Origin of the sequence: Aquincola tertiaricarbonis, from assembly GCF_023573145.1 — a bacterium.
Lineage (GTDB): Bacteria > Pseudomonadota > Gammaproteobacteria > Burkholderiales > Burkholderiaceae_C > Aquincola > Aquincola tertiaricarbonis_B.
In genome coordinates, this window is record NZ_CP097636.1 from 1,838,375 (window position 1) to 1,863,299 (window position 24,925).

General features: G+C 69.7%; 29 protein-coding genes. 17 read left to right on the forward strand and 12 right to left on the reverse strand.

What is annotated here, in order from left to right:
* Positions 1–50 precede the first annotated feature (50 nt).
* The 8 genes from iscR to fdx all read left to right on the forward strand — a co-directional run bounded on the left by iscR (position 51) and on the right by fdx (position 5,912).
* Positions 51–584: a Fe-S cluster assembly transcriptional regulator IscR gene (iscR, locus tag MW290_RS22785; protein ID WP_046115290.1), complete on the forward strand. Its 534-nt coding sequence runs from the start codon at positions 51–53 to the stop codon at positions 582–584.
* A gap of 66 nt (positions 585–650) precedes the next feature.
* Positions 651–1,865 carry an IscS subfamily cysteine desulfurase gene (locus MW290_RS22790; protein WP_375142965.1) on the forward strand — a complete coding sequence of 405 codons (1,215 nt, stop codon included), beginning with the start codon at positions 651–653 and terminating at the stop codon, positions 1,863–1,865.
* Positions 1,866–1,881: 16 nt separating this feature from the next.
* On the forward strand, positions 1,882–2,265 hold the full coding sequence (gene iscU, locus MW290_RS22795; RefSeq protein WP_250199934.1) for a Fe-S cluster assembly scaffold IscU: 384 nt from the start codon (positions 1,882–1,884) through the stop codon (positions 2,263–2,265).
* A 9-nt stretch (positions 2,266–2,274) separates the two neighbouring features.
* Positions 2,275–2,598 carry an iron-sulfur cluster assembly protein IscA gene (gene iscA / locus MW290_RS22800; RefSeq protein WP_250199935.1) on the forward strand — a complete coding sequence of 108 codons (324 nt, stop codon included), beginning with the start codon at positions 2,275–2,277 and terminating at the stop codon, positions 2,596–2,598.
* Positions 2,599–2,675: 77 nt separating this feature from the next.
* The gene (locus tag MW290_RS22805; RefSeq protein ID WP_250199936.1) at positions 2,676–3,161 is read left to right on the forward strand and encodes a GNAT family N-acetyltransferase; all 486 of its coding nucleotides are present in this window, start codon (positions 2,676–2,678) and stop codon (positions 3,159–3,161) included.
* Entirely contained in the window at positions 3,158–3,685 is a 528-nt protein-coding gene (hscB, locus tag MW290_RS22810) for a Fe-S protein assembly co-chaperone HscB (RefSeq protein ID WP_250199937.1), read from the forward strand. Before MW290_RS22805 ends, hscB begins: the two co-directional genes overlap by 4 nt.
* An 8-nt stretch (positions 3,686–3,693) precedes the next feature.
* Complete coding sequence (hscA, locus tag MW290_RS22815; protein WP_250199938.1) at positions 3,694–5,553, forward strand: Fe-S protein assembly chaperone HscA; 1,860 nt, start codon at positions 3,694–3,696, stop codon at positions 5,551–5,553.
* A gap of 20 nt (positions 5,554–5,573) precedes the next feature.
* The gene (gene fdx / locus MW290_RS22820) at positions 5,574–5,912 is read left to right on the forward strand and encodes an ISC system 2Fe-2S type ferredoxin (RefSeq protein WP_250199939.1); all 339 of its coding nucleotides are present in this window, start codon (positions 5,574–5,576) and stop codon (positions 5,910–5,912) included.
* Positions 5,913–6,070: 158 nt separating this feature from the next.
* Here the strand turns inward: fdx and MW290_RS22825 are convergent, their stop codons facing one another.
* The 5 genes from MW290_RS22825 to MW290_RS22845 all read right to left on the reverse strand — a co-directional run bounded on the left by MW290_RS22825 (position 6,071) and on the right by MW290_RS22845 (position 12,217).
* Complete coding sequence (locus tag MW290_RS22825) at positions 6,071–8,194, reverse strand: putative bifunctional diguanylate cyclase/phosphodiesterase (protein WP_250199940.1); 2,124 nt, start codon at positions 8,192–8,194, stop codon at positions 6,071–6,073.
* 98 nt (positions 8,195–8,292) lie between these two features.
* Positions 8,293–9,093, reverse strand: coding sequence for an ABC transporter ATP-binding protein (locus MW290_RS22830; protein ID WP_250199941.1), 801 nt, complete (start codon positions 9,091–9,093; stop codon positions 8,293–8,295).
* Positions 9,094–9,105: 12 nt separating this feature from the next.
* Positions 9,106–10,008: a nitrate ABC transporter permease gene (gene ntrB, locus MW290_RS22835; RefSeq protein ID WP_250199942.1), complete on the reverse strand. Its 903-nt coding sequence runs from the start codon at positions 10,006–10,008 to the stop codon at positions 9,106–9,108.
* A gap of 22 nt (positions 10,009–10,030) precedes the next feature.
* Positions 10,031–11,272 (reverse strand): CmpA/NrtA family ABC transporter substrate-binding protein, encoded by a 1,242-nt coding sequence (locus tag MW290_RS22840; protein ID WP_250199943.1) that lies wholly within the window; start codon positions 11,270–11,272, stop codon positions 10,031–10,033.
* 306 nt (positions 11,273–11,578) lie between these two features.
* Positions 11,579–12,217 carry an ANTAR domain-containing response regulator gene (locus MW290_RS22845; protein WP_250199944.1) on the reverse strand — a complete coding sequence of 213 codons (639 nt, stop codon included), beginning with the start codon at positions 12,215–12,217 and terminating at the stop codon, positions 11,579–11,581.
* 56 nt (positions 12,218–12,273) lie between these two features.
* Here MW290_RS22845 and tsaD point away from each other — a divergent pair, with 56 nt between their 5' ends.
* A complete protein-coding gene (tsaD, locus tag MW290_RS22850) occupies positions 12,274–13,308 on the forward strand; it encodes a tRNA (adenosine(37)-N6)-threonylcarbamoyltransferase complex transferase subunit TsaD (protein ID WP_250199945.1) in 1,035 nt (344 codons plus the stop codon).
* 8 nt (positions 13,309–13,316) lie between these two features.
* Here tsaD and MW290_RS22855 read toward each other — a convergent pair whose 3' ends face one another.
* The gene (locus MW290_RS22855) at positions 13,317–13,688 is read right to left on the reverse strand and encodes a hypothetical protein (protein WP_250199946.1); all 372 of its coding nucleotides are present in this window, start codon (positions 13,686–13,688) and stop codon (positions 13,317–13,319) included.
* A 96-nt stretch (positions 13,689–13,784) separates the two neighbouring features.
* Here MW290_RS22855 and MW290_RS22860 point away from each other — a divergent pair, with 96 nt between their 5' ends.
* Both MW290_RS22860 and MW290_RS22865 read left to right on the forward strand, forming a co-directional pair.
* A complete protein-coding gene (locus MW290_RS22860) occupies positions 13,785–15,581 on the forward strand; it encodes an ExeM/NucH family extracellular endonuclease (RefSeq protein ID WP_250199947.1) in 1,797 nt (598 codons plus the stop codon).
* 13 nt (positions 15,582–15,594) lie between these two features.
* On the forward strand, positions 15,595–16,518 hold the full coding sequence (locus MW290_RS22865; protein ID WP_250199948.1) for a LysR family transcriptional regulator: 924 nt from the start codon (positions 15,595–15,597) through the stop codon (positions 16,516–16,518).
* 15 nt (positions 16,519–16,533) lie between these two features.
* Here MW290_RS22865 and MW290_RS22870 read toward each other — a convergent pair whose 3' ends face one another.
* Together MW290_RS22870 and uraD are read right to left on the reverse strand one after the other, a co-directional pair.
* Complete coding sequence (locus MW290_RS22870; RefSeq protein WP_250199949.1) at positions 16,534–17,535, reverse strand: Bug family tripartite tricarboxylate transporter substrate binding protein; 1,002 nt, start codon at positions 17,533–17,535, stop codon at positions 16,534–16,536.
* Between the two features lie 44 nt (positions 17,536–17,579).
* Complete coding sequence (gene uraD / locus MW290_RS22875) at positions 17,580–18,107, reverse strand: 2-oxo-4-hydroxy-4-carboxy-5-ureidoimidazoline decarboxylase (RefSeq protein ID WP_250199950.1); 528 nt, start codon at positions 18,105–18,107, stop codon at positions 17,580–17,582.
* Between the two features lie 88 nt (positions 18,108–18,195).
* Here uraD and MW290_RS22880 point away from each other — a divergent pair, with 88 nt between their 5' ends.
* The gene (locus tag MW290_RS22880; protein ID WP_250199951.1) at positions 18,196–19,188 is read left to right on the forward strand and encodes a LysR family transcriptional regulator; all 993 of its coding nucleotides are present in this window, start codon (positions 18,196–18,198) and stop codon (positions 19,186–19,188) included.
* A gap of 15 nt (positions 19,189–19,203) precedes the next feature.
* Here the strand turns inward: MW290_RS22880 and MW290_RS22885 are convergent, their stop codons facing one another.
* Positions 19,204–19,569: a translation initiation factor Sui1 gene (locus tag MW290_RS22885; RefSeq protein WP_250199952.1), complete on the reverse strand. Its 366-nt coding sequence runs from the start codon at positions 19,567–19,569 to the stop codon at positions 19,204–19,206.
* 116 nt (positions 19,570–19,685) lie between these two features.
* On the opposite strand from MW290_RS22885, the gene MW290_RS22890 reads away from it, so the two are divergent.
* Genes MW290_RS22890 through MW290_RS22900 form a run of 3 tightly spaced genes read left to right on the forward strand, consistent with a single transcriptional unit; the run spans position 19,686 to position 21,462 of the window.
* On the forward strand, positions 19,686–19,985 hold the full coding sequence (locus MW290_RS22890; RefSeq protein ID WP_250199953.1) for a type II toxin-antitoxin system MqsR family toxin: 300 nt from the start codon (positions 19,686–19,688) through the stop codon (positions 19,983–19,985).
* A gap of 2 nt (positions 19,986–19,987) precedes the next feature.
* Positions 19,988–20,389 carry a type II toxin-antitoxin system MqsA family antitoxin gene (locus MW290_RS22895; RefSeq protein ID WP_250199954.1) on the forward strand — a complete coding sequence of 134 codons (402 nt, stop codon included), beginning with the start codon at positions 19,988–19,990 and terminating at the stop codon, positions 20,387–20,389.
* Between the two features lie 38 nt (positions 20,390–20,427).
* Positions 20,428–21,462, forward strand: coding sequence for an RNA methyltransferase (locus MW290_RS22900; protein WP_250199955.1), 1,035 nt, complete (start codon positions 20,428–20,430; stop codon positions 21,460–21,462).
* 15 nt (positions 21,463–21,477) lie between these two features.
* Here the strand turns inward: MW290_RS22900 and MW290_RS22905 are convergent, their stop codons facing one another.
* The gene (locus MW290_RS22905; RefSeq protein WP_250199956.1) at positions 21,478–22,812 is read right to left on the reverse strand and encodes a PQQ-dependent sugar dehydrogenase; all 1,335 of its coding nucleotides are present in this window, start codon (positions 22,810–22,812) and stop codon (positions 21,478–21,480) included.
* A 199-nt stretch (positions 22,813–23,011) separates the two neighbouring features.
* Here MW290_RS22905 and MW290_RS22910 point away from each other — a divergent pair, with 199 nt between their 5' ends.
* Positions 23,012–23,260: a hypothetical protein gene (locus MW290_RS22910; protein ID WP_250199957.1), complete on the forward strand. Its 249-nt coding sequence runs from the start codon at positions 23,012–23,014 to the stop codon at positions 23,258–23,260.
* 10 nt (positions 23,261–23,270) lie between these two features.
* Entirely contained in the window at positions 23,271–23,768 is a 498-nt protein-coding gene (locus MW290_RS22915; RefSeq protein ID WP_250199958.1) for a hypothetical protein, read from the forward strand.
* Positions 23,769–23,789: 21 nt separating this feature from the next.
* On the opposite strand, the gene MW290_RS22920 is transcribed toward MW290_RS22915, so the two are convergent.
* Positions 23,790–24,287 (reverse strand): YgjP-like metallopeptidase domain-containing protein, encoded by a 498-nt coding sequence (locus MW290_RS22920; RefSeq protein ID WP_250199959.1) that lies wholly within the window; start codon positions 24,285–24,287, stop codon positions 23,790–23,792.
* A 16-nt stretch (positions 24,288–24,303) separates the two neighbouring features.
* The gene (locus MW290_RS22925; protein ID WP_250199960.1) at positions 24,304–24,894 is read right to left on the reverse strand and encodes a malonic semialdehyde reductase; all 591 of its coding nucleotides are present in this window, start codon (positions 24,892–24,894) and stop codon (positions 24,304–24,306) included.
* Positions 24,895–24,925: the final 31 nt, after the last annotated feature.

A 24,925-nucleotide genomic window follows, 5' to 3' on the forward strand; every position in this document is an offset into this window, starting at 1 on the left:
GCCTGAGGTTGGCCCGCCGTCTGGCATTTCCGAAGCAATAGGAGCGATTCATGCGACTCACCACCAAAGGCCGATTTGCCGTTACCGCGATGATCGACCTGGCCCTGCGGTCGAACAACGGCCCGGTGGCACTCGCGGCCATCAGCCAGCGGCAGCAGATTTCCCTGTCCTACCTGGAACAGCTGTTCGGCAAGCTGCGCCGCCACGAACTGGTCGAAAGCACCCGCGGCCCCGGCGGCGGCTACTCGCTGGGCCGCAAGTCCGACGAGATCACCGTGGCCGACATCATCGTGGCCGTGGACGAGCCCATCGACGCCACCGGCTGCGCCGGCAAGGAAAACTGCATGGGTGACGACTCGGGCCGCTGCATGACGCACGACCTGTGGGCCAGCCTGAACACCAAGATGATCGAGTTCCTCGACTCCATCACCCTGAAGAAGCTGGTCGAAGACCAGATCGCCAAGGGCGTGTCGATCGAGGAAGCGCCGGTCAAGCGCGCGATCTCGTCGGTGCCGGTGGTCAAGCCCATCAAGGTCACCGCGCCGAACTCGGTGTTCGCCCTCGGCTCCGCGTTCTCCAAGTAAACCTTCAACGATCCAAGCGGCAGGCTCACCGCAACCGCGGTGGCCGCCCAGCCCCTCGCCATGGACATGACCCCGCATTTCCCGATCTACATGGATTACGGCGCCACCACGCCGTGCGACCCCCGCGTCGTCGACGCGATGGTGCCCTGGCTGCGCGAGCACTTCGGCAACCCGGCGTCGCGCAGCCATGCCTGGGGCTGGGAAGCGGAAGAGGCCGTCGAGAAGGCCCGCCAGCAGGTGGCCGACCTGGTGGGCGCCGACCCGCGCGAAATCGTCTGGACCTCCGGCGCCACCGAGTCCATCAACCTGGCCCTCAAGGGTGCGGCCAACTTCTACAAGACCCGCGGCAAGCACATCGTCACCATCAAGACCGAGCACAAGGCCGTGCTCGACACCGTGCGTGAGCTGGAGCGCCAGGGCTTTGATGCGACCTACCTCGATGTGGAGCCGGACGGCCTGATCGACCTCGAGAAGCTGAAGGCGGCGCTGCGGCCCGACACCATCCTGGTCTCGGTCATGTTCGTGAACAACGAGATCGGCGTCATCCAGGACATCCCGGCCATCGGCAACCTGTGCCGCGAGAAGGGCATCATCTTCCACGTCGACGCCGCGCAGGCCACGGGCAAGGTCCAGATCAACCTGGCCGAGCTGCCCATCGACCTGATGAGCCTGGCCTCGCACAAGACCTACGGCCCCAAGGGCATCGGCGCGCTGTACGTACGCCGCAAGCCGCGTGTGCGCATCGAGGCGCAGATGCACGGTGGCGGCCATGAGCGCGGCATGCGCTCGGGCACGCTGCCCACGCACCAGATCGTCGGCATGGGCGAGGCCTACCGCATCGCCCGCGAAGAGATGGGTGCCGAGAACGAGCGCATCCGCATGCTGCAGCAGCGGCTGATCAATGGCCTGAAGGACATCGAGCAGACCTTCCTGAACGGTCACGCCGAGCAGCGCGTGCCGCACAACGTCAACATCTCGTTCAACTTCGTCGAGGGTGAGTCGCTGATCATGGGCGTCAAGGGCCTGGCCGTGAGCTCCGGCTCCGCCTGCACCTCGGCCAGCCTGGAACCCAGCTACGTGCTGCGTGCCCTGGGCCGCAGCGACGAGCTGGCGCACTCCAGCCTGCGCATGACGATCGGCCGCTTCACCACGCAGGAAGAGATCGATTACGCCGTCACCACGCTGAAGGACCGTGTGGCCAAGCTGCGCGAGCTGTCCCCGCTGTGGGAGATGTTCAAGGATGGTGTGGACCTGAGCACCATCCAGTGGTCCGCACACTGAGTTAGAGGAGAAGAACATGGCATACAGCGACAAGGTCATCGACCACTACGAGAACCCCCGCAACGTCGGCGGTTTCGACAAGGGTGACGACACCGTGGGCACCGGCATGGTGGGTGCCCCGGCCTGCGGCGACGTGATGAAGCTGCAGATCAAGGTCAACCCCGCCACCGGCCTGATCGAGGACGCCAAGTTCAAGACCTACGGCTGCGGTTCGGCCATCGCTTCCAGCTCGCTGGTCACCGAATGGGTGAAGGGCAAGTCGCTGGACGAGGCGCTGACCATCAAGAACACCCAGATCGCGCAGGAGCTGGCGCTGCCGCCGGTGAAGATCCACTGCTCGATCCTGGCCGAGGACGCGATCAAGGCCGCCGTCGAGGACTACCGCAAGAAAGCGCAGTAAGGGCTCGAGATGGCTGTCACGCTGACCGAAGCCGCCGCGCGGCACGTCACCAAGTACCTGAGCCGCCGCGGCAAGGGCGTGGGCGTGCGGCTCGGCGTCAAGACCACCGGCTGCTCGGGCCTGGCCTACAAGCTGGAATACGCCGACGAGCTGGCGCCCGAGGACATCGTGTTCGAGGGCCATGGCGTCAAGGTGTTGATCGACCCCAAGAGCCTGCCGTACCTGGACGGCACCGAACTGGATTTCGTGCGCGAAGGCTTGAACGAGGGCTTCAAGTTCCACAACCCGCGCGAGAAGGATCGCTGCGGTTGTGGCGAGTCCTTCCGCGTCTGACCGCCGTTCCGCCGACCGCGCGGCTGCTTCGACGGCCGCGCTTTTTTTTGTCCGCCGCCCCGACGTCGCTTCGTGCCGTGACTGAACCTTCCATCCGCCCGACCCCCCCCGATCACCCGCAGGTGGTGGCCTTGCTGGCCGCGCTGGACGAGTACCTGGCCAGCCTCTATGCGCCCGAGGACAACCACATCCTTGATGTGCAGGCGCTGCTGGCGCCCGAGGTGCACTTCCTGGCGGCCTGGCAGGGCGAGACCATCGTCGGCTGCGGCGCGGTGCGGCGCATGCCGGCCGAGCCGGAGACCGGCGGCCAGCCCTATGGCGAGATCAAGCGCATGTACGTGGACCCGGCGCTGCGCGGCCAGCGGCTGGCCGAACGCCTGCTGCAGGCGCTGGAAGCGCAGTTGGCGGGGCAGGGCATCCGGCGTGCGCTGCTGGAAACCGGCAGCGACCAGCATGCGGCGGTGCGCCTTTATGAGCGCTGCGGCTACGTCCGGCGTGGGCCCTTCGGCGGCTACCCCGACAACGGCCTGAGCGTGTTCTACGAAAAGCAGGTGGGCGCATGAACCTGGCAGACGACGACTTCACCTTGTTCGGCCTGCCGCAGCGCTTTGCGCTGGACCGCGCCGAGCTCGACCAGCGCTGGCGCGAGCTGCAGGCCAAGGTGCACCCCGACCGTTTCGCGGCCGAAGGTGGCGCCGCCCAACGCGTGGCCATGCAATGGTCGGTGCGGGTGAACGAGGCCTACGGCCGGCTGAAGAACCCGCTGCAGCGCGCAGCCTACCTGTGCGAGCTGCGCGGCGCGCCGATCAACGCCGAGAACAACACCGCGATGCCGGCCGCCTTCCTGATGCAGCAGATGGAGTGGCGCGAGGCGCTGGACGACGCTGGCGACGTGCCGGCGGTGGAAGCGCTGGACGACGAGGTTCGTCAGGCCGAAGCCGGCCTGATGGCCGAACTGGCCACGCTGCTGGATGCGCAAGGCGATGCCGGAGCCGCGCAGCAGGCCGCGCAACGCGTCAGAGCCCTCATGTTCGTCGCGCGCTTTCGTGACGACATCGACCGCCGGCTGGACAGCTTGGGACAATAAGAAGACTTATGGCATTGCTCCAGATCTCCGAACCGGGCCAGGCGCCCGACCCACACCAGCGCCGCATCGCCGTCGGCATCGACCTGGGTACCACCCACTCGCTGGTGGCCGCCGTGCGCCATGGCGTGGCCGAGTGCCTGCCCGATGACGATGGCCGCGTGATCCTGCCTTCGGCGGTGCGCTACCTCGATGCGCAGCGCCGCCAGATCGGCGCCGCCGCGCTGGCCGCGCAGGCCGAAGACCCCGAGAACACCGTCGTCTCGGTCAAGCGCTTCATGGGCCGTGCACTGGCCGACATCCAGGGCCATGCCAAGCTGCCTTACCGCTTCGTCGACCAGCCCGGCATGGTGGCGTTGGACACGCGCGCCGGCATCAAGTCGCCGGTGGAGGTGTCGGCCGAGATCCTGGCCACGCTGCGCCAGCGGGCCGAAGACACCTTCGACACCGACGAGATCTTCGGCGCGGTGATCACGGTGCCCGCCTACTTCGACGACGCGCAACGCCAGGCCACCAAGGACGCGGCCCAGCTGGCCGGGCTGAACGTGCTGCGGCTGATCAACGAGCCCACCGCGGCCGCCGTGGCCTACGGGCTGGACAACGCCAGCGAAGGCCTCTACGCGGTCTACGACCTGGGCGGCGGCACCTTCGACATCTCGCTGCTACGGCTGTCGCGCGGCGTGTTCGAGGTGGTGGCCACCGGTGGCGATGCCGCGCTGGGGGGCGACGACTTCGACGGCGCGCTGGCCGATTGGGCGCTGCAGCAGGCCGGCCGCCAGGCCGCCAGCGCGCAGGACAAGCGTGCCATGCTGGTGGCCGCCCGCGCCGCCAAGGAGGCGCTGACCGATGCGCCCCAGGCCACGCTGACCGCCACGCTGGCCGATGGTCCGCTGGCCGTGCCCGTGACCCGTGCGCAGTTCGATGCGCTGACGCGCCCGCTGATCGACCGCACGCTGGCGGCCGTCAAGCGCGTGCTGCGCGATGCACGGGTGCCGCGCGATGAGGTGCAGGGCGTGGTGCTGGTGGGCGGCTCCACCCGCATGCCGGCGGTGCGCGCCGCCGTGGCCGAGGCCTTCGGCCGCGAGCCGCTGACCAACGTAAACCCCGACGAGGTGGTGGCCATCGGCGCCGCGCTGCAGGCCAACCAGCTGGCGGGCAATTCGGCCGATGGCGAGATCCTGCTGCTGGACGTGATTCCGCTGTCGCTGGGCCTGGAGACCATGGGCGGCCTGGTGGAGCGGGTGATCGAGCGCAACAGCACGATTCCCACCGCCAAGGCCCAGGAATTCACCACCTACCAGGACGGCCAGACCGCGATGGCCATCCACGTGGTGCAGGGCGAGCGTGAGCTGGTGAGCGACTGCCGCTCGCTGGCGCGCTTCGAGCTGCGCGGCATTCCGCCGATGGTGGCCGGTGCCGCCCGCATCCGCGTCACCTTCGCGGTCGATGCCGACGGCCTGCTCAACGTGTCGGCGCGCGAGATGCTGTCGGGCGTGGAAGCGGCCATCGCCGTCAAGCCCAGCTACGGCCTGGCCGACGACGACATCGCCCGCATGCTGAAGGAAGGCTTTGCCCAGGCCGAGACCGACATGGCCGCCCGCGCGCTGCGCGAGTCGCGTGTCGAGGCGGACCGCATGCTGCTGGCCACCCGCTCGGCGCTGGACGCCGATGGCGACCTGCTCAGCGGCGCCGAGCGCACCGAGATCGACCACCTGATGCAGCGCGTGCGTGACATCGCCGCGCTGGACAACCACCACGACATCGACGCTGCCGTCGAGGCGCTGGCGCAAGGCACCGAGGCCTTCGCGGCCCTGCGCATGAACCGCGGCATCCGCCAGGCACTGGCCGGCCGCAGCATCGACGACGTCTGAAGAAGAACACCGCCACCGCCATGACCGTCATCAAGATCCTGCCGCACGCCGAACTCTGCCCCCAGGGCCGCACCATCGAGGCGGCGCCCGGCACCTCGGTGTGCGAAGCGCTGCTCGAAAACGGCATCGAGATCGAGCATGCCTGCGACATGAGCTGCGCCTGCACCACCTGCCACGTGGTGGTGCGCCAGGGCTACGACTCGCTGGGCGAGCTGGACGAGAGCGAAGAAGACCTGCTGGACCGCGCCTGGGGCCTGGAGCCGCAGTCGCGCCTGTCCTGCCAGGCCATCGTATCGGGCACCGATCTGACGATCGAGATCCCCAAGTACACGATCAACCACGCGCGCGAAAACCACTGATCGCGGCATGCGCCTGTTTGGTGCGCACCGTAACAGGGCGACGACAGGCTGACGGCCCCTACGGGCAAAAAAAAACCTCCCGGTGATGCCGGGAGGTTGGACAAAACGGGCTCCTGTGCCCTGCTGAGGAGATAGACAGACACCAAGCTGGTGTCGGGTCACTCGTATGCAACGTGCGTGCCAGCCAGCTGCTCCACAGGTTGGGGCGTCACCGCTGTCGGCGCCGGATCGCGCGCCCAGGTGGCGATCAGGCGTGCGCTCATCGGCTTGGCGTACAGGTAGCCCTGCAGCTGGTCGCAGCCCAGGCGGTTGAGCAGGCGGCGCTGGGCTTCGGTTTCCACGCCCTCGGCCACCACCGTCAGCCCCAGCGCATGGGCCATGCGGATCACCGCATCGACGATCGCGCAGGCGTCACCGCTGGTAGCCAGGTCGAGCACGAAGCTGCGGTCGATCTTCAGCTCGGACACCGGCAGCCGGCGCAGGTAGCCCAGGCTGGAGTACCCGGTGCCGAAGTCGTCGATCGACAACGGCACCCCGGCGGCGGCCAGCTGGTCGACCAGGCCGCGGGTGATGCCGGTGTCTTCCATCGCGGCCGATTCGGTGATCTCGCAGCTCAGCAGCCCGGGCGGCACCTGGTGGCGCTGCATGGCCTGGCTGATGCGCTGCGCCAGGTCGGGCTGGCGCAGCTGGTGCACCGACAGGTTGATGGACACCTTCAGCCGCAGCCCGTCCTGCAGCCAGCGCCGCATCTGCCGGCAGGCTTCTTCGATCACCCAGTCGCCCAGCGCCCCGATCAGGCCTGCGCGCTCGGCCAGCGGCACGAACACCACGGGCGGCACCCAGCCGCGGTCGGGGTGGCGCCAGCGCAGCAAGGCCTCGACGCCGGTGATGTGGCCGTCGCGTGCATCCACCTTGGGCTGATACATCAGCTCGAGCTGCCGGCGCTCGATGGCACGGCGCAGGTCGCGCAGCAGCTCGGTCTGGTCGCGGCTGCTCTCGGTCATGTGGCTTTCGAAGAAGCAGTAGCTGGCGCGGCCGTTCTGCTTGGCGCAGCGCACCGCGGCGCTGGCCTGCGTCACCAGCGTGGCCATCGTGCCGTCCTGCGGGTACATGGCCAGGCCGATGGAGCAGGACGAGGCCACCTCGCGCGCTTCCAGCAGCAGCACGTCGCTGAGGCGCTGGATGGCATGGCCGGCCGCGCGGGCGGCGGTGTCGCGGTCGGGGTTGCCGCCCAGCAGCACCAGGAACTCGTCGCCCGAGGCATGGGCCACCAGATCGTTGGGGCCGGCGAGGCGCTGCAGGCGGCGCGCCATGCTGCACAAGAGCGCGTCGCCCGCCGCCGGGCCGAAGGATTCGTTGATGGTCTTCAGGCCATCGACGTTGATGCACATGACGGCCAGGCGCTGGCACTGCCGGTCGGCCCGCATGGCCGCTGCCTGCAGGTGGTGCTCGAAGGCCTGGCGGTTGGGCAGCGAGGTGAGGGGGTGGGTGAGGGCCGCCTCATGCCGTTGCACGCGGGCGTGGTCGTGCAGCGCCATCACGCGCAGGGCCAGCGCCTGGGCCAGGGCCAGCAGGCCGGCCACCGCGGGCGCCACGGCCAACGCCAGCAGCAGCAGCACCGTGGGCTGTCGCGTTGTGCTGCCGGCGGTACCGGACAGCCAAGCCCACCCGCCGCCAGCAGCGGCAGAACTGGCAGCCTGCTGGCTGGCCTCGAGCATCGTTTCGGCGGCATGCAGCACCGCCAGGTCTGCCGCTACGCACATGCCGCCCACCACCGCGGCATGCACCATCAACAGCGGCACAGGACGGCGCTGCAGGCGCGGCGCACGCAGGCTGAGGGCCGAAGCAGGCAGCAGCGCCAGCGCGGCGCAAGCCAGCAACGGCAGCTGCCAGGACAGCTCGGCGCCGGGCAGGGCGGCGCCAATGGCGACCATGGGCAGCGCCAGCCAGCCGCCCGCCTGCAACACCACCGCCAGGCAGCGATGGGCCTGGCCGGGCCGCTGGTGCAGCAGGCGTGCGACCACGGTGCCGCCGATGGGCGGCAGCAGGGCAGCGGGCAACCAGCCGGGGCGCTGCAGCAGCGCGTCGGGTGCCGCATAGGCGGTGACCATCAGGTGCAGGCCCCACCAGGCCACCGCCGCCAGCAAGGCCCACAGCACCAGGGCCAGACGGCGCGCGGCAAGCTGTTCAGGCGAAGTTGAGGCGCCTTCCTGGGCGGGCAGCCGCGCGGCCATGCCCACCACCAGCAAGGCTGCCATCCAGGCGTACACCGCCAATCCCATCGCCTCTCTTGTCATCCCACGGCCCCGTTTCGCCACGCGAAAGTGCCATTAGATGATAAAAGTGATGTGGCATCGGTTGACGGGGAGATAAAACCCGTTCAGGCGGCAGTTCTTGCGGTCTGGCCGTGCCGCGTGTACAGGAAATCCAACACCTGCTTGCGGCAGTGCACGTAGTCGGCATCCTCGGCCAGCGCCACACGGTCGCGCGGGCGGGCCAGGTCCACCTGCAGGATCTCGCCGATGGTGGCGGCCGGGCCGTTGGTCATCATCACGATGCGGTCGGACAGCAGCACCGCTTCGTCCACATCGTGCGTCACCATCACCACGGTGCTGCGGGTTCTGGCCACGATCTTCAGCAGCTCGTCCTGCAGCTTGGCGCGGGTCAGCGCATCCAGCGCGCCGAAGGGCTCGTCCATCAGCAGCACCTTGGGCTCCATCGCCAGCGCACGGGCGATGCCCACGCGCTGCTTCATGCCGCCCGAGATCTCGTGCGGGCGCTTGCCGGCGGCGTGGCTCATGCCCACCAGTTCCAGCGCGGCCTGCGAGCGGGCCGTGAGTTGCGCCTTGGTTTCGCGGGCGCCGAACACCCGTTCCACCCCCAGGTGCACGTTCTCCTGGCAGGTCAGCCAGGGCAGCAGCGAATGGTTCTGGAACACCACCGCCCGCTCCGGCCCCGGCGCGGCAATCTCGCGGCCGTCGCAGATCAGGGCGCCCGCGGTCGGCCGGGTGAGGCCGGCGATCAGGTTGAGCAGCGTGCTCTTGCCGCAGCCGGAGTGGCCGATCAGCGTGATGAACTCGCCTTGCGCCACCTGCAGGTGGATGTCGCGCAGCGCATGGAAGCGGCCCTTGCGGGTGTTGAACACCATTTCGGCGCCGTCCACCTGGATGAATGCGGTCATGGTCGGCTCCGGTCAGTCGTCGAAGGAGAAGCGCCGTGCCACCGCCACCAGGGCCTGCTCGAGCAGCAGGCCCACGATGCCGATGACGAAGATGGCGATCAGGATGTGCTGGACGTTGAGGTTGTTCCACTCGTCCCACACCCAGAAGCCGATGCCCACGCCGCCGGTCAGCATCTCGGCGGCCACGATCACCAGCCAGGCCGTGCCCACCGACAGGCGCACGCCGGTCAGCATGTAGGGCAGCACCGCCGGGAACAGGATGCGCGTGATCACCTTCCATTCGCTCAGGTCCAGCACCCGGGCCACGTTGAGGTAGTCCTGCGGCACCCGCTGCACACCCACCGCGGTGTTGATCACCATCGGCCAGATCGAGCAGATGAAGATGGTCCAGATGGCGGCCGGGTTGGCGGCCTTGAACACCAGCAGACCGATGGGCAGCCAGGCCAGCGGCGACACCGGCCGAAGCAGGCTGATCAAGGGGTTGACCATGCGGCTGAGGAACTCGAAGCGGCCGATGACGAAGCCCAGCGGTATGCCCACCAGCGCGGCCAGGCCGAAGCCCACGGCCACCCGCTCCAGCGAGAACAGGATGTTCCAGCCGATGCCCTGGTCGTTGGGGCCGTTGCGGTAGAAGGGGTCGGCGAAGAGCTTGACCGCCGCCTCGAAAGTGGCCTGCGGCGTGGGAAAGCTGGTGCTGCCACGGGTGAGCAGCCCCCACACCACCACCAGCAGCGCCAGCCCCACCACGGGGGGCAGCACCGTCATCCACACAGCGCGCATGTCGATGGGCGTTCGCGCCGGGGCGGCGGGGCGGGGCGGGGCCGGCGGCGCGGCCTCGTCGGCGGGGGTGGCAGGCACGCCGGCCTGGGCGTCGTCCTGCGTTTGCAGCGGTGAGTGGAACACGGCACTGACCATGAGGTTCTCCTTGTGTCCCGCGTCAGGCGGCGCTGAGCTTGATCTTGAAGCCGTCGGCGTACCTGGCCGGCTCCTTGCCGTCCCACACCACGCCGTCGATCAGCTTGCTGCTGCGCATGACGTCCTTGGGCAGGTTGATCTTCATCGCGCCGGCCACCTGTCTATACAAGTCGACCTGGTTGATCTGCTTGACCACGGCCAGGTAGTCGGGGTGCTCGCGCAGCAGGCCCCAGCGCTTGTGCTGGGTCAGGAACCACATGCCGTCCGACAGGTACGGGAAGTTCACCGCGCCGTCGTTGAAGAACTTCATGTGGTTGGGGTCGTCCCAGGTCTTGCCCAGGCCGTTCTGGTAGCGGCCCAGGATGCGCTGGTTGATGGCGTCGACGGCGGTGTTGACGTAGGCCTTGTCGGCCACGGTCTCGGCCATCTTCAGCTTGTTCTGCAGGCTGGCGTCGATCCAGCGGCTGGCTTCCAGCACCGCCATCATCACCGCGCGGGTGGTGTTGGGGTACTTCTTGACGAAGTCGCCGGTGGTGCCCAGCACCTTCTCGGGGTGGTCCTTCCAGATGTCCTGGGTGGTGACGGCGGTGATGCCGATGCCGTCCATGATGGCGCGGTGGCCCCAGGGCTCGCCGACGCAGTAGCCGTCCATGTTGCCCACGCGCATGTTGGCCACCATCTGCGGCGGCGGCACGGTGATGACCTTGGCGTCCTTCATCGGGTTGATGCCCACGCTGGCCAGCCAGTAGTACAGCCACATCGCGTGCGTGCCGGTGGGGAAGGTCTGCGCGAAGGTGTATTCGCGCTTCTCGGCAGCCATGGCCTTGGCCAGCGAGGCACCGTCCACCGCCCCCTTGTCCGCCAGCTTCTTGCTCAGCGTGATGGCCTGGCCGTTGTTGTTCAAGGTCATGAGCACCGCCATGTCCTTGCCCTTGTTGCCGGGCATGCCCACGCCCAGGTGCACGCCGTACACCAGGCCGTAGAGCACGTGGGCCATGTCCAGCTCGCCGTTGACGAGCTTGTCGCGCACGCCGGCCCAGGAGGCTTCCTTGGTGGGGATGATCTTGACGCCGTACTTGCGGTCGAAGCCCAGCACCGAGGCCATCACCACCGACGCGCAGTCGGTCAGCGGGATGAAGCCGATGCGCACCTCCTCCTTCTCGGGCTTGTCCGAGCCTTGTGCGTACACGGCGGATTGAAGTCCGGGCACGACGCCCGCTGCGGTGGCTGCGGTGGCGGCGGCAACGAGTTGGCGGCGTCCCATGTTGATCTGATCCTTGGCTGGCATGTGGTCCCCGATGCTGACAGACGAAGAAAAGGCAAACAAAAAAGGCGTCCCTCACAGACCCGGGCTTCGCCTCGGGGTGTGGGGGACGCCTTCGTCCGGTACCCGGCGCGCCAGCGGTGGCGCACCAGGATGTGTTCAGGAGATCGCCGTTGACCTCTTGGAGACGTCTAGTCGCAAGCCGCATGCCAGCCGAATGCGGCTGTAAACCAGGGCTGGTGCACGTTTAGCGTGCCGGCCGCGCGCTGCGCTGGTGCCTGTGCAGGCGCGTTGGCGTGCGGGTGGTCAGCCCAGCAGGTCGGACACGTCGACGATGCGCTGCGCCACCTCGGCCAGCTTCAGGCCCTTGTCCATCGCCGTCTTGCGCAGGCGGGCATAGGCCTCTTCTTCGCCGATGGCCTGGCGCTTCATCAGGATGCCCTTGGCGCGCTCGATCACCTTGCGTTCGCTGAGCTGGTTGCGCGCCTGGGCCAGTTCGGTGCGCAGTCGCTCCTCGTGCTCGAAGCGCGCCATCGCGATGTCCAGCACCGGCTTCACCCGCTCGGACGCCAGGCCGGCCACCACATAAGCGGTGACGCCGGCCGCGATGGCATCGCGCACATGGCTGGTGTCTTCGTCGTCGGTGAACAGCACGATGGGCCGGCGCGCGTCGCGGGTGGCCATGACCACATGCTCCAGCGTGTCGCGGGCCTGGCTTTCGGCGTCCACCACGATCATGTCGGGCTGGATCTGCGCCAGCCGGTCGGGCAGGAACACGTCCACCGGCAGCACCGCGACGATGTTGTAGCCGGCCTCTAGCAGGCCGATGCGCAGGCTGCGCGAGCGTTCGGCCTCCCACCAGGCGTCCACGTCATGCGGCTCGGGCGAGAGCGATTCCGGCGCCACGATGACGATGCGCAGGGGTGACGGAGACGGCGACGGCATGGGGGCGGAGCGAGCAAGGTTCGCGCCACGAGGACGGCGCTGACTACACTGGGCGCATGAATGTACTTGGCATCGAATCGTCCTGCGACGAGACCGGTGTGGCCCTGGTGACGAGCGATGGCACGAGCGTGCCGCGGCTGCTGGCCCATGCGTTGCACAGCCAGATCGACATGCACCAGGCCTATGGCGGCGTGGTGCCCGAACTGGCTTCGCGCGACCACATCCGGCGGGTGCTGCCGCTGACCCGGCAGGTGATGGCGAAGGCCGGCCTGGGCCTGGACGCGGTGGACCTGGTGGCCTTCACCCGCGGCCCCGGGCTGGCCGGGGCCCTGCTGGTGGGCGCCGGCGTGGCCTGTGCGCTGGCGGCCGCGCTGGACAAGCCCACGCTGGGCGTGCACCACCTCGAAGGGCATCTGCTGTCGCCGTTCCTGTCCGCCGATCCGCCGGAGTTCCCGTTCGTCGCGCTGCTGGTCTCGGGCGGCCACACCCAGCTGATGCACGTGGCCGGCGTGGGCGACTACGAGATGCTGGGCGAGACCATCGACGACGCGGCCGGCGAAGCCTTCGACAAGTCGGCCAAGCTGCTGGGCCTGGGCTACCCGGGCGGGCCGGCCTTGTCGCGCATGGCCGCGTATGGCGACCCCACGGCCTTTGCGCTGCCGCGGCCGCTGCTGCACAACGGCAACCTCGACTTCTCGTTCGCGGGCCTGAAGACCGCGGTGCTGACCCAGGTGCGCAAACTGGGCAGCAACGTCTGCGAGCAAGACCGTGCCAACCTGGCCGCCAGCACGCAGGCCGCCATCGTGGAAGTGCTGGTCAAGAAGTCGATGCGGGCGCTGAAGGAGGCGGGTGCGCAGCGTCTGGTGGTGGCAGGTGGCGTGGGCGCCAACAGCGAGCTTCGGGCCCAGCTCAATGCCGCCTGCCAGAAAGCCAGGGTGCGGGTGCACTACCCCGAGCTGGACCTGTGCACCGACAACGGCGCGATGATCGCGATGGCGGCGGCGATGCGGCTGCAAAGCGGCCGCGCTACGCCGTCACGCGACTATGCCTTCGACGTGCGGCCGCGCTGGCCGCTGCAGTCCAACGACTGATGGCGACTTCAGTGAGGCCAGCGGCCGCCGTCGCGCGGCTGGTGCTCGGGCACTTCGCGCACGTCCACGTCCACCACGTCGGCTTCACTGAGTCGTTGGCCGCCGGCGCGGGGCGGGCGGCCGGCACGCGCAGCCTGCCGGGCCAGCATGCTGACCAGGTCTTGCGCGGGCTGGCGCCCCCGCAGCCGCTGCCAGCCCCACCAGCCGAAGAGGGCGATGGCGCCCACCACCAGCGAGATCCACAACACCAGCAGGCCGACGACGGCCACCAGGCTGCCGACCACCACCGACACCATGCCGCCGACGGCGCCGAGCGCGCCCCAGGTGCCTGCACGGTAGCGCGACCTGCCAGGTCCGCCGATTCGATCGTTGAAGTTCATGGTGGTGGGAGGCCTGGCGGGCGAAGGAGTTCCGCCGCACCGGCAGGCTGGATGTTACGGCTGTGCAAATCCGGGCGGCGGAAGGCCGGCGCAGCCTTGCTGGCCCTGGCGGCGGCGGGCTGGTTCACGCCCGCCACGGCCCGGCCTGCCGAGCCCCGCCCCGAGGCCGGGCCCTCCGCAGAAGTCTCCATCCAGCAGGTGCAGGGCAGCGGCGCCACCAGCCCGTGGCTGGGGCGTGTGGTCACAGTGCAAGGCGTGGTCAACGGCCTGCTGAGCAGCGGTTTCACGATGCAGGACGACGCCGCCGACGGCCCGCTCGAGGCCTCGCGCGGCCTGCAGGTGCACACCCGCCAGCGGCAAGGGCTGGAGCCCGGCGTGCGGGTGCGCGTCACCGGCCGGGTGGAAGAGTTCGCGCCCGGCGGCGAGCGGCTGAAAGCGCGCCAGCCCGCGGCCGGCACCACCACGCAGCTGACGGACGTCAGCCTGCTCGAGCGCCTGGGGTCTGCCACGCTGCCGCCCGCCGTGCCCGTGCGCCTGCCGCTGCCGGCCGGCCAGACGCTGGAGCGTTACGAAGGCATGCGCGTCACGCTGCAAGGGCCGCTGACGGTGGTGGACCACGCGCTGCTGGGTCGATTCGGCCAGCTCACGCTGTCGGCCGAGGGTCGCCAGTTCATGCCCACCGAGCTGCAGCGCCCCGGCGCGCAAGCCCTGGCGCTGGCGCAGCGCCAGGCGCAGCAGCGCATCGTGCTGGACGACGGCCGCAGCAGCGCCAACCCCTCGCCGGTGCCTTTCCTGGGCGCCGAAGGCACGCTGCGCATCGGCGACACGGTGGCGGCCGTTACCGGCGTGATCGACGAAGGGCCGATCGGCGCCCGCGTGGGCGATGCCAGCGGCTACCGGTTGCAGGCGCTGCAGCCGGTCAACTTTCAGCGCAGCCACCCGCGCACAGCCGCGCCGCGGCCGGTGGGCGGCAGTTTGAAGGTGGCCAGCTTCAACGTGCTGAACTACTTCTTGACGCTGGAAGGCGGCCGCGGTGCCGAGTCGGCGCAAGAGCTGCAGCGCCAGCGCGCCAAGATCGTGGCAGCGCTGCGCGCCATCGATGCCGATGTGCTGGGTTTGATGGAGATCGAGAACCGGCCCGATGCCGCGGCCGACCTGGCCCAGGCCCTGAACCAGGCCATGGGCGCGGGCATCTACGCCGCGGTGCCCGCGCCGCTGGCCGCGCCCGCCGACGGCGCGGACGCCATCCAGGTGGCGCTGCTGTACAAGCCCGGCCGGGTGCGGCCGGTGGGCCCGGCCCGGCGCGATGAGCGGCCGCTGCACCACCGCCCGCCGCTGGCCCAGGCCTTCGAGCCGGTGGCCGGCGGCGAGCGCTTCAGCCTCATCGTCAGCCACTTCAAATCGAAGCGCTGCGACGACGAACGGCCGGCCGACGATGCCGATGCCGACCAGGGCGACGGCCAGGGTTGCTTCAACGCCCGCCGGGTGCGGCAGGCCAGGGCGCTGGCCGAGTTTGCACAGGCGCAGGGGCCGCGCAGCCTGCTGATCGGCGACCTCAATGCCTACGGCCAGGAAGACCCGGTGCAGCTGCTGCGCGAGGCCGGCTTCGTCGACCTGCTGCAGCGCTTCGAGCCCGGCGCCTGGACCTATGTGTTCCAGGGCCGCGCCGGCCGGCTGGACCATGCGCTGGCTTCCCCCGCGCTGGCCGCCCAGGCCATCGGCGCCACCGTGTGGCACATCAATGCCGACGAGCCGCCGCTGCTGGACTACAAGCTCGAAGGTCGGCAGCCGGCCTGCGCCCGTTGCGCGGCCGACGGCTGGCGGCCCGATGCCTTCCGCTCGTCGGACCATGACCCGGTGATCGTCGGCCTGCGGCCGGCGCGCCGCCCTTGAAGAGCTGGACGCGATGGACGCCGTCTCCGACCTCGGCTTCTTCGTGCTGCTGGCCCGCAGCGGCAGCCTGGCCGCCTGTGCCCAGCAACTGGGCGTGACACCGCCCACCGTGAGCAAGCGGCTGGCCGCGCTGGAGCGGCGGCTGGGCGTGCGCCTGCTCAACCGCAGCACGCGGCGCATGGCGCTGACGCCCGAAGGCGAAGCCTATGTGGCCGACGGCACCCGGTTGATGGAGGAGCTGAACGCGCTGGAGCAGCGCGTGGCCGCCGCCCGCGCCACGCCGCGCGGGCTGCTGCGGGTGCAGGCCACGCTGGGCTTAGGCCGCCGCTACGTGGCGCCGCTGGTGTCGCAGTTCATGCAGCAGCAGCCCGACGTGGACGTGCTGCTGCAGCTGAGCGACAAGCCGCCCACCCGCGACCAGCCGCACTACGACGTGATGGTGCGCGTGGGCCCCTTGCCCGACGCACGCTGGAACGCCCGCCGGCTGGCGCCCAACCGGCGGGTGCTGGTGGCTTCGCCGCTGTACCTGAAGCAGTTCGGCGAGCCGCGCACGCCGGCCGAGCTGCATCAGCACCGCTGCATCGTCATCCGCCAGGACGACGACACCTTCGGCACCTGGCACCTGCGCCAGGCCGGCCGCACCGAGACGGTGAAGGTGCGCGGCCGCTGCAGCACCAACGATGGCGAAACCGCGATGGCCTGGGCGCTGGACGGCCACGGCATCCTGCTGCGCAGCGAGTGGGACGCGGCGGCTTACGTGCGCTCGGGCCGGCTGCAGCGGGTGCTGCCGGGCTGGAGCTTCCCGGCGGCCGACATCGTGGCCGTGTACCCCACCCAGCAGAACCTGGCCGCCAAGACGCGCGCCTTCATCGACTTCCTGGCCGAGTCGCTGGCCGACAAGCGGCCGGCGAGGCGGGGTGAGGAGAGCAGCTGGTGAAGGCGGCGTTCCCGTTCAGGGCTTCTGCAGGTTCGCGGCCTTGATCGCCGGCGCCCAGTCGTTCACCTGCTTGCCGACGAAGCCCGCGAAGGCCTCGCCGTTGAGCTTCATCGGCGTGATGCCCAGCTCCTCGAAGCGCTTGACGATGGCCGGCTGGGCGGCCACTTCGTTGAGGGCGGCGGCCAGCTTGTCGGTGATGTCCTTGGGCAGCCCGGCCGGCGCCGAGACGCCGAAGTAGTTGTCGGCCACCAGGTCGGGGTAGCCCAGCTCCACCACCGTGGGCACGTCGGGCGCCAGCGGCGAGCGTGTGCGCGAGGTCACGGCCAGGCCCTTGAGCTGCCCGGTCTTGAGCATGGGCACGTAGGCGGTGATCACGTCGATGCCCAGCGGGATCTGCCCGGCCACCAGGTCGGTGGTCATCGGCGCGCCGCCGCGGTAGGGCACGTGGGTCATGTCCAGCTTCATGTCCACCTTGACCATCTCGCCGACGATCTGGCCGATGGAGCCCGGGCCGCCGCTGCCGAAGCTCATGCCGCCCTTGGCGGCGGCGGCCACCTTGGGCAGGTCCTTCAGCGTGGCCATGCCGGCCTGCGGATTGGCCATTACCAGCACCGGCGCCACGCCCAGCATCGCCACGTGGGTGAACTGCTTGACCGGGTCGTACGGCGGCTTGGCCAGCGTGAAGGGTCCGATGGACAGCGGCGTGGAGTTGGACAGCAGCAGCGTGTAGCCATCGGGCGCCGAGCGGGCGACCTCGGCGCCGCCGATGGTGCCGCCCGCGCCGGGCTTGTTGTCCACGATCACCGGCTGGCCCAGCACCTTGCCCAGCGGCGTGGCGATTTCGCGCGCCACGATGTCGCTGGCACCACCAGCGGCGAAGGTGACGACGATGCGGATCGGCTTGTCGGGCCAGGCCGCCTGCACCGCGCCGGCAGCGCCGGCCAGGCTCAGCGCCAGCAACAGGGCGGCGCGGCGGCGCAGGCCGGGGCGACGGGAAGGGGAGGCAGGGCGCAGCATGGGCAACTCCGGAGGGTGGGGGCGGGAAGGGACGGGCGAGGCGGTCAGGCAGCCGCACGCAAGCGCTGGTCCAGGCGACGGCGCGAGATCTCGGCGATCTCGTCCAGGGCCTGCTGCAGCTCGGTGCTGCGGTCGTGATGCAGGCGCTGTTCGAAGGCGGCCAGCGCGCTCTCGCGGCTGTGGCGCGCGATGCACAGGATGAAGGGAAAGCCGAAGCGCTGGCGGTAGGCGGCATTCAGCGCATCCCAGCGGGCGGCTTCTTCCGCCGCCAGGTCGTGCAGGGCCAGTCGGCCTTGCTCGCTGGACGAGTCGGCGGTCATCAGCCCGCGGCGGGCCGCGTCGCCGGCCAGCTCGGGGTGGCCGCGCAGCAGGTCCAGCAGGGCCGGCTCGGGCAGCGCTCGCAGCACCGCCAGCATGGCGGCATGCAGCGCCGGCAGGCTGTCGAAGGGGCGGTGCGGCAGCACGGCTTCGGGCACCCAGGGCGCATGCTCGAACACGCTGCCCAGCGTGGCCATGAACTGCGCCGGTGCGCAGTGGTTCAGCGTGGCGAGGGTCGGCAGGTCGGTGTCCATGCCATGCATGCTAGGCAGCGGGTGCATGGCCGTCCATGAGCATCGGCGCCATACTGCGTACTCAAAATCAGAACGCAAACCGCTGCCCATGCGCCATTCGCTGTTGCCCATCGTGCTGCGCTACGTCGACCAGGTGGCGCGTTCCGGCTCCGTCCAGGGTGCAGCCAAGGAGCTGCACGTGGCCGCCTCCGCCGTGCACCGACAGGTGCTGCAGCTGGAAGACGAACTGGGCGTGGCGCTGTTCGAGCGGCTGCCGCGCGGCATGCGCCTGACCTCGGCTGGCGACGCGGTGGTCACGCTGGCACGGCGCTGGCGGCACGACGAGCGGCGGCTGGTGGAGGACATCCGCCAGATGCAGGGCGTGTTCCAGGGCCGGGTGCGCATGATGGCGATGGACAGCCATGCCACCAGCGTGCTGCCGGCGCTGGTGGCGCGGCTGGGCGAGGCGCATCCCCGTATTTCGCTGGACATCGAGATCGCCAGCACCGACGAAGCGGTGGCCGCGCTGGTGGCCGGCAAGGCCGAGGTGGTGGCTGGTTTCAACCTGCACCCGCGGCGCGAGCTGCTGCCGCTGTGGCAGGCCGCGCTGCCGCTGGGCTGCGTGGTGGCGCCCGGGCATCCGCTGGCGGGGCTGGAGACGGTGAGCCTGCAGGAGGTGAGCGCCCATCCCATCGCGCTGCAGAGCAAGGCGCTGCTGATCCGCCGCTACCTGGAGGCGCACTACGACTGGCTGTTCAACGACAGCCGGGCGCGGGTGGAGACCAATTCACTGCAGCTGGTGAAGATGCTGGCCCGCCAGGGCCGGCATGTGGCGCTGACGTCCGAGCTGGACGCCGCGCCCGAACTGCTGTCCGGCACGCTGTGCTTCGTGCCGGTGCGCGACCCGCGCGCGGAGCCGCAGACGGTGGCCGTGGCCATCCACGCCGGCAAGCCGCCCGGGCCGCTGGTCAAGACGGTGGCGACGGTGCTGGCGGAGTGCATTGCCGACTGTCTGGCGCAGGTGCGAAGCACCGGCGACCTCAGCGCCGCCGGGCCGCCCCAAGGCGCTGAGCGCCCCCCCGGGGGGCCGCGAACGCAGTGAGCTGGGGGGCTGACATCAGCCTCCCGAGCGCTTGACGGTGTAGCCGGCCGCCTGCAGATGCGCGATCACCTTGTCCCGGTGGTCGCCCTGCACCTCGACCACGCCGTCCTTGGCGGTACCACCGGTGCCGCACAGGCTCTTGAGCTGGGTGCCCATCTTGGCCAGTGCGGCCGCGTCCAGCGGCAGCCCACGCACCACCGTCACCGCCTTGCCGCCGCGACCCTTGGTCTCGCGGGCCACCCGCACGATGCCGTCGCCCGCCGGCGTGGCGGCAGCCAAGGCCTTGCAGCGGCACTGGGCCAGTGGCTGGCGGCAATCGGGGCACATGCGGCCAGCGTCGGTGGAGTACACGAGGCCGCCGGTGGCGGAGCGGGATTTCATGGCGTGCGGTGCAGGTGATGACAGGGCAGGGCGCCGAGGGTAACTCTGCCCCGCCCAAGCGGTAACCGTGCTGTCAACTCATTTGCCAAGTTAACCTACTAGGTTTATCGTTCGGTATGGAGAAACGGACGCCGCACTGCAAGCTGCGGGTGGTCAAGCAGATGGTCACCGAAGGCTTGTGCGAGGCCACCATCACTGCGCTTGGCACGGCCAGGGAGATGGGGCTGGGCTTCAGCGATATGAAGCGCGAGTTGCTGCGTCTAGAGGCGCCTAGCTTTTACAAGAGCATGACCACACATGCGGATCACCGGCTGTGGCAAGACGTCTATCGACACACGCTCGAGAGCGGCCTGAAGGCCTATGTGAAGCTGACGGTGCATGAGGGTGTGCTGATCGTTTCCTTCAAGGAGTTATGAAGATGAAATGTCCCCACTGCGGCGGCGCGTCCATGGCAGCCGATACCCGCGATGTCGCTTACACCTACAAGGGGCGGGACACCGTCATCCCGCAGGTGACGGGCCGGTTCTGCCCTGCATGCGGTGAGGTGCTGCTCGCGGGCGAACACGCAGAGCGCTACAGCGATCTGGTAGGGCGGTTTCACAGGGAGGTGAATGCAACTCTGGTGGACCCCGCCTACATCGCTAAGGTGCGTCGCAAGCTGGCATTAGACCAGCGCGAGGCTGCCGAGATCTTCGGGGGTGGCGTCAACGCGTTCTCCCGTTACGAAACCGGCAAGACCAAGCCGCCAGTGGCGTTGATGAAGCTGCTGAAGGTGCTGGACCGGCACCCCGAGCTTCTGCAGGAGGTGAGGGCGGGCTGAACGCAAACCTACACTGTCGCCCCTCGCCATCGCCCGCCATGCAACTCGACCACCTCCGCCAACGCCTGCGCGACCTGGGCGCCAAGCCCACCCATACCTCGCGCCTGCTGCGTCAGTGGGTGAACGCACGCCCGCTGGAAGGCGGGCGCAGCCTGGCCGAGCACTTCCTGCCGCTGCCCGTGCGTGAGCAGCTGCCCGCGCTGGCCGCCGAGCTGGCGGGCCTGGCCACGGTGCGTTCGGCCCACCCCGCCGAAGACGGCGCCGAGCGCCTGCTGGTGGGCCTGGCCGATGGCCAGACGGTGGAAAGCGTGCTGCTGCCGCGCGATGGCGTGTGCGTCTCCACCCAGGTGGGTTGCGCGGTGGGCTGCGTGTTCTGCATGACCGGGCAGGGCGGCCTGCTGCGCCAGGTGAGCAGCGGCGAGATCGTGGCCCAGGTGGTGCTGGCCCGCCAGCGCCGGCCGGTCAAGAAGGTGGTGTTCATGGGCATGGGCGAGCCCGCCCACAACCTGGACGCGGTGATGGACGCCATCACCGTGCTGGGCCTGGAAGGCGGCATCGGCCACAAGCAGCTGGTGTTTTCCACCGTCGGCGATGCGCGGGTGTTCGAGCGGCTGCCGCAGGGCCCGGTCAAGCCGGCGCTGGCGCTGTCGCTGCACAGCACCTTTGCCGACAAGCGCGCCGAGCTGCTGCCCCGCGCGCCGCGCTGGGAGCCGGCCGAGCTGGTGGAGGCCGCCGAACGCTATGCCCGCGCCACCGGCTACCCCATCCAGTACCAGTGGACGCTGCTGGCCGGCATCAACGATGGCGATGATGAGCTGGAGCGCATCGCCACGCTGCTGCAGGGGCGCTACGCGATGATGAACTTCATCCCCTACAACACCAACGAGGGCCTGCCCTTCAGCCGCCCCGACGGTGAACGCGCGGCCGAGATGGCCCGCCACCTCAACCGCCGCGGCGTGCTCACCCGGCTGCGCTGGTCGGCCGGCCAGGACATCGACGGCGGCTGCGGCCAGCTGCGCGCCCGTGAGTCGGTGCCGCGCGGGCGGCGCGCCATCCCGATCCACGCGGGTTGAAGGGCCGCGACCGCTTCACTTCGCCGCCGTCACCCGCCAGATGATGTTGCCCACGTCGTCGGCCACCAGCAGGCCACCGCGCCGGTCGATGGCCACGCCCACCGGGCGGCCCTGGGCCTTGTCTTCGGCGTTGATGAAGCCGGTGAGCACCTCCACCGGCTGGCCGCTGGGCTTGGCGCCGTCGAAGGGCACGAAGATCACGCGGTAGCCGCTGCGCGGCTTGCGGTTCCAGGAGCCGTGCTGGCCGATGAACATGCCCTTGGCAAAAGCCGGCGGCAGCGCGTTGCCGGCCGACCAGGCCAGGCCCAGCGACGCGGTGTGCGCACCCAGCGCGTAGTCGGGCTTGATGGCCTGGGCTACCAGGTCGGGGCGGGGCGGCTGCACGCGCTCGTCCACCGTCTGGCCGTAGTAGCTGTAGGGCCAGCCGTAGAAGCCGCCGTCCTTCACCGAGGTCATGTAGTCGGGCACCAGGTCGCTGCCGATCTCGTCACGCTCGTTCACCGCCACCCACAGCTGCTGGCCGTCGGGCTGCCAGGCCAGGCCCACGGGGTTGCGCAGCCCCGAGGCATACACCCGCTTGGCACCGGTGGCGGTGTCGATCTCCAGGATGGCGGCGCGCTGTTCCTCCTCCGCCATGCCGTGTTCGGCCACGTTGCTGTTGCTGCCCACGCCGACGTAGAGCTTGCGGCCATCGGGGCTGGCGATCAGGCTCTTGGTCCAGTGGTGGTTGCGGCCGCCGGGCAGCTCGGCCACCGGGGTGCCGGTGCCCTGCAGCTTCAGCGCGCCCGGCTGGTAATCGAAGCGCACCAGCGCGTCGGCATTGGCCACGTAGAACTGGTTGCCCACCAGCGCCATGCCGAAAGGCGACTTGAGGTTCTCGGCGAACACCGAGCGCTGCTCGGCCACGCCGTCGCCATCGGCGTCGCGCAACAGGGTGATGCGGTTGGCGCTGGGCACGCCGGCGCCGGCCTTGGCCATCACCTTCTTCATCACCCAGCCCTTGATGCCGCCACTCTTGTCCTCGGGCTTGGGTGGCGCGTTGGTCTCGGCCACCAGCACGTCGCCATTGGGCAGCACGTACAGCCAGCGCGGGTGGTCCAGGCCCTCCGCGAAGCGCACCACGCGGGTGCCCGGTGCGGCGGTGGGCGCAGCACCGGCCGGCCAGGCGCTCGCCTCGGCCACATGCACCGTGGGAATCAGCGTCTTGTTCGGCGGCGGCAGCTGCGGGTTGGCGCCGATGCCGTCCTGCAGCTGCAGCTTGGCGGTGTCGCCGCAGCCGGCCAGGGCCAGCAGGGCGGCCACGGCCAGCACGGCAGGCAGGGGGCGGCCAACGGTGGAGGAAAAAGGCATGGGGACGTTCTCCGGCAGGTGTGGTTTGAGCCACGGGAGGGCAACACGCGTACCCGCGGCCACGCCTTTGTCAGACAACAGGCCGACCCCGGGTGGGACTTGCGCGCAAACCAGGCCAAGGCACTTCCAGCCCGGCCCGCGCGAGCGTAGCCTTGCGTCCATTGTCCGGCGACCCGTGGCCGGACCCAGGAGTGTTGCGATGTCTGCTGTCCACCCCACCGTTCGACGGCCCGCCGCGCGTCCCCACCCGGGCATGCATACCCGCGCCCACGCCCGTCGTCTGTCTCAGGCCATCGTGCCTGCCGCCTTTCCGGCGCCCGAGGATGACGAGCTGATCGGCGCCGTGCCCTGGCTGACGGTGTATGCCGACGAAGACGAAGACGGCAGTGCCGATGAGTTGCTGATGGAAACCCCGGCGCCGCGCCAGCAGCAGGAGTCCGCCGCTTAAGATTTGGGCCATGAGCGCCCCGATCACCGACACCTCCACCGACGAAGACACCACCTTGCACGAGGCGCGCCTGTGGCGCGACAACGGCTGGACCGCCCGCGTCATCAAAAACGAAGACGACGACGGCTGGGCGGTGGAGATGATCAAGGACGGCGAGCCCGAGCCCGCGCTGGTCGGCCCGTGGACCATGGGCCGCGACAAGAAGAACCCCAAGCCGCTGGACACCGCGGCCTTCAACACGCTGGTGAAGACCGCCAGCGAAGTGCTGCGCCGGCATGAGCAGCAGCTGCATGCGCTGCTGCATCAGCAGCTCACCGTCAACGGTCCGCAGGGCCCGGTGAGCGTGACACTGGACATCGTGCCCGACGAGGACGACCCCCACGGCCTGCTGGCCGCTGCCGATGCCGACGGCGAGCCGCTGGCCCAGGTGCGGGTATCGCCCGGCTTCAAGCTCAACCGCAGCAGCGCCACGGCCTGGATCGAGAGCGGCTACGCCAAGCCGCGTTGAGCCTCAGGCCCGCGTTGAGCCTCAGGTATCTCCCAGCTCCTGCGCCGTGAGCCACAGCCGCAGGTCGAACTCGAGCTGGTGGTAGGCCGGCTCCATGTGGGTGCACAAGGCATAAAAGGCCTTGTCATGCTCGCGCTCCTTCAGGTGCGCCAGCTCATGAACCACGATCATGCGCAGGAAGGGCGCCGGCGCCTCCTTGAACAGGCTGGCCACGCGGATCTCGCGCTTGGCCTTGAGCTTGTTGCCCTGCACCCGCGACACCGTGGTGTGCGTGCCCAGCGCGTGTTGTATGACCTTGAGCTTGTTGTCGTAGGCCACCTTGCTCAGGGGCGCGGCATTGCGCAGGTATTGGCTGCGCAGCTCGTTCACGTAGTCGTACAGCGCGCGGTCGGTGCGCACCTCGTGCGGGTCGGGGTAGCGGCGGGCCAGGCTGCCACCCAGCTCGCCGGCGTCGATGGCTTGCTGCACCTGCGCCAGCAGCGCGGGCGGGTAGCCGGCGAGGTACTTCAGCGAGGTCATCGGCGCGGCGGGATCCTCAGGCGATGGTGGCTACCGCGTCGAACGGCAAACGCGGGCCGCGCGGGTGGTTGCCCGACGCATCGCCGTAGCCCAGGTTGATCAGGAAGTTGACCTTGTGGCGGCCGTCGGGGAAGAAGGCCGCGTTCACCTTGGCGGGGTCGAAGCCGCTCATCGGGCCGCAGTCCAGGCCCAGCTGGCGGGCCGCGATGATCAGGTAGGCGCCCTGCAGTGCGCTGTTGCGCTGGGCGGTGGCTTCGGCCAGGCCGGCATTGCCTTCGAACATCGGCTTGGCGTTGACGGCCGGGAACTGCTCGGGCAGGTGCTCGTAGAACTGGTTGTCCATCGCCACGATCACCGTCACCGGGGCGGCGTTGGTCTTGGCCACGTTGCCGGGCGACAGCGCCTCGGCCAGCCTGGCCTTGGCTTCGGCGCTGCGCACGAACACGAAGCGCGCCGGCTGGCTGTTCATCGAGGTGGGGCCCCACTTGGCCAGGTCGTACAGCTGGCGCAGCGTCTCGTCGCTCACCGGCTGGTCGGTGAACTTGTTGAAGGTGCGGGCGTTCAGGAAGGTCTGTTCGAGCGCGGCGGTGGGCAGGGCTTGGGTCATGTCGGGTCAGCTTGTCACAAGGCGGTCAGCC

Excerpts from the sequence above, each read along its gene's own strand:
- hscA (WP_250199938.1), top strand. The coding sequence starts at position 3,694 with ATGGCATTGCTCCAGATCTCCGAACCGGGCCAGGCGCCCGACCCACAC.
- MW290_RS22900 (WP_250199955.1), top strand. The coding sequence starts at position 20,428 with ATGCAACTCGACCACCTCCGCCAACGCCTGCGCGACCTGGGCGCCAAG.
- MW290_RS22895 (WP_250199954.1), top strand. The coding sequence starts at position 19,988 with ATGAAATGTCCCCACTGCGGCGGCGCGTCCATGGCAGCCGATACCCGC.
- uraD (WP_250199950.1), bottom strand. The coding sequence starts at position 18,107 with ATGGACACCGACCTGCCGACCCTCGCCACGCTGAACCACTGCGCACCG.
- iscR (WP_046115290.1), top strand. The coding sequence starts at position 51 with ATGCGACTCACCACCAAAGGCCGATTTGCCGTTACCGCGATGATCGAC.
- MW290_RS22910 (WP_250199957.1), top strand. The coding sequence starts at position 23,012 with ATGTCTGCTGTCCACCCCACCGTTCGACGGCCCGCCGCGCGTCCCCAC.
- MW290_RS22880 (WP_250199951.1), top strand. The coding sequence starts at position 18,196 with ATGCGCCATTCGCTGTTGCCCATCGTGCTGCGCTACGTCGACCAGGTG.
- hscB (WP_250199937.1), top strand. The coding sequence starts at position 3,158 with ATGAACCTGGCAGACGACGACTTCACCTTGTTCGGCCTGCCGCAGCGC.
- tsaD (WP_250199945.1), top strand. The coding sequence starts at position 12,274 with ATGAATGTACTTGGCATCGAATCGTCCTGCGACGAGACCGGTGTGGCC.
- MW290_RS22885 (WP_250199952.1), bottom strand. The coding sequence starts at position 19,569 with ATGAAATCCCGCTCCGCCACCGGCGGCCTCGTGTACTCCACCGACGCT.
- iscU (WP_250199934.1), top strand. The coding sequence starts at position 1,882 with ATGGCATACAGCGACAAGGTCATCGACCACTACGAGAACCCCCGCAAC.
- MW290_RS22830 (WP_250199941.1), bottom strand. The coding sequence starts at position 9,093 with ATGACCGCATTCATCCAGGTGGACGGCGCCGAAATGGTGTTCAACACC.
- MW290_RS22825 (WP_250199940.1), bottom strand. The coding sequence starts at position 8,194 with ATGGGATTGGCGGTGTACGCCTGGATGGCAGCCTTGCTGGTGGTGGGC.
- MW290_RS22845 (WP_250199944.1), bottom strand. The coding sequence starts at position 12,217 with ATGCCGTCGCCGTCTCCGTCACCCCTGCGCATCGTCATCGTGGCGCCG.
- MW290_RS22870 (WP_250199949.1), bottom strand. The coding sequence starts at position 17,535 with ATGCTGCGCCCTGCCTCCCCTTCCCGTCGCCCCGGCCTGCGCCGCCGC.
- MW290_RS22905 (WP_250199956.1), bottom strand. The coding sequence starts at position 22,812 with ATGCCTTTTTCCTCCACCGTTGGCCGCCCCCTGCCTGCCGTGCTGGCC.
- iscA (WP_250199935.1), top strand. The coding sequence starts at position 2,275 with ATGGCTGTCACGCTGACCGAAGCCGCCGCGCGGCACGTCACCAAGTAC.
- MW290_RS22840 (WP_250199943.1), bottom strand. The coding sequence starts at position 11,272 with ATGGGACGCCGCCAACTCGTTGCCGCCGCCACCGCAGCCACCGCAGCG.
- MW290_RS22925 (WP_250199960.1), bottom strand. The coding sequence starts at position 24,894 with ATGACCCAAGCCCTGCCCACCGCCGCGCTCGAACAGACCTTCCTGAAC.
- MW290_RS22865 (WP_250199948.1), top strand. The coding sequence starts at position 15,595 with ATGGACGCCGTCTCCGACCTCGGCTTCTTCGTGCTGCTGGCCCGCAGC.
- MW290_RS22915 (WP_250199958.1), top strand. The coding sequence starts at position 23,271 with ATGAGCGCCCCGATCACCGACACCTCCACCGACGAAGACACCACCTTG.
- fdx (WP_250199939.1), top strand. The coding sequence starts at position 5,574 with ATGACCGTCATCAAGATCCTGCCGCACGCCGAACTCTGCCCCCAGGGC.
- MW290_RS22855 (WP_250199946.1), bottom strand. The coding sequence starts at position 13,688 with ATGAACTTCAACGATCGAATCGGCGGACCTGGCAGGTCGCGCTACCGT.
- ntrB (WP_250199942.1), bottom strand. The coding sequence starts at position 10,008 with ATGGTCAGTGCCGTGTTCCACTCACCGCTGCAAACGCAGGACGACGCC.
- MW290_RS22920 (WP_250199959.1), bottom strand. The coding sequence starts at position 24,287 with ATGACCTCGCTGAAGTACCTCGCCGGCTACCCGCCCGCGCTGCTGGCG.
- MW290_RS22790 (WP_375142965.1), top strand. The coding sequence starts at position 651 with ATGACCCCGCATTTCCCGATCTACATGGATTACGGCGCCACCACGCCG.
- MW290_RS22890 (WP_250199953.1), top strand. The coding sequence starts at position 19,686 with ATGGAGAAACGGACGCCGCACTGCAAGCTGCGGGTGGTCAAGCAGATG.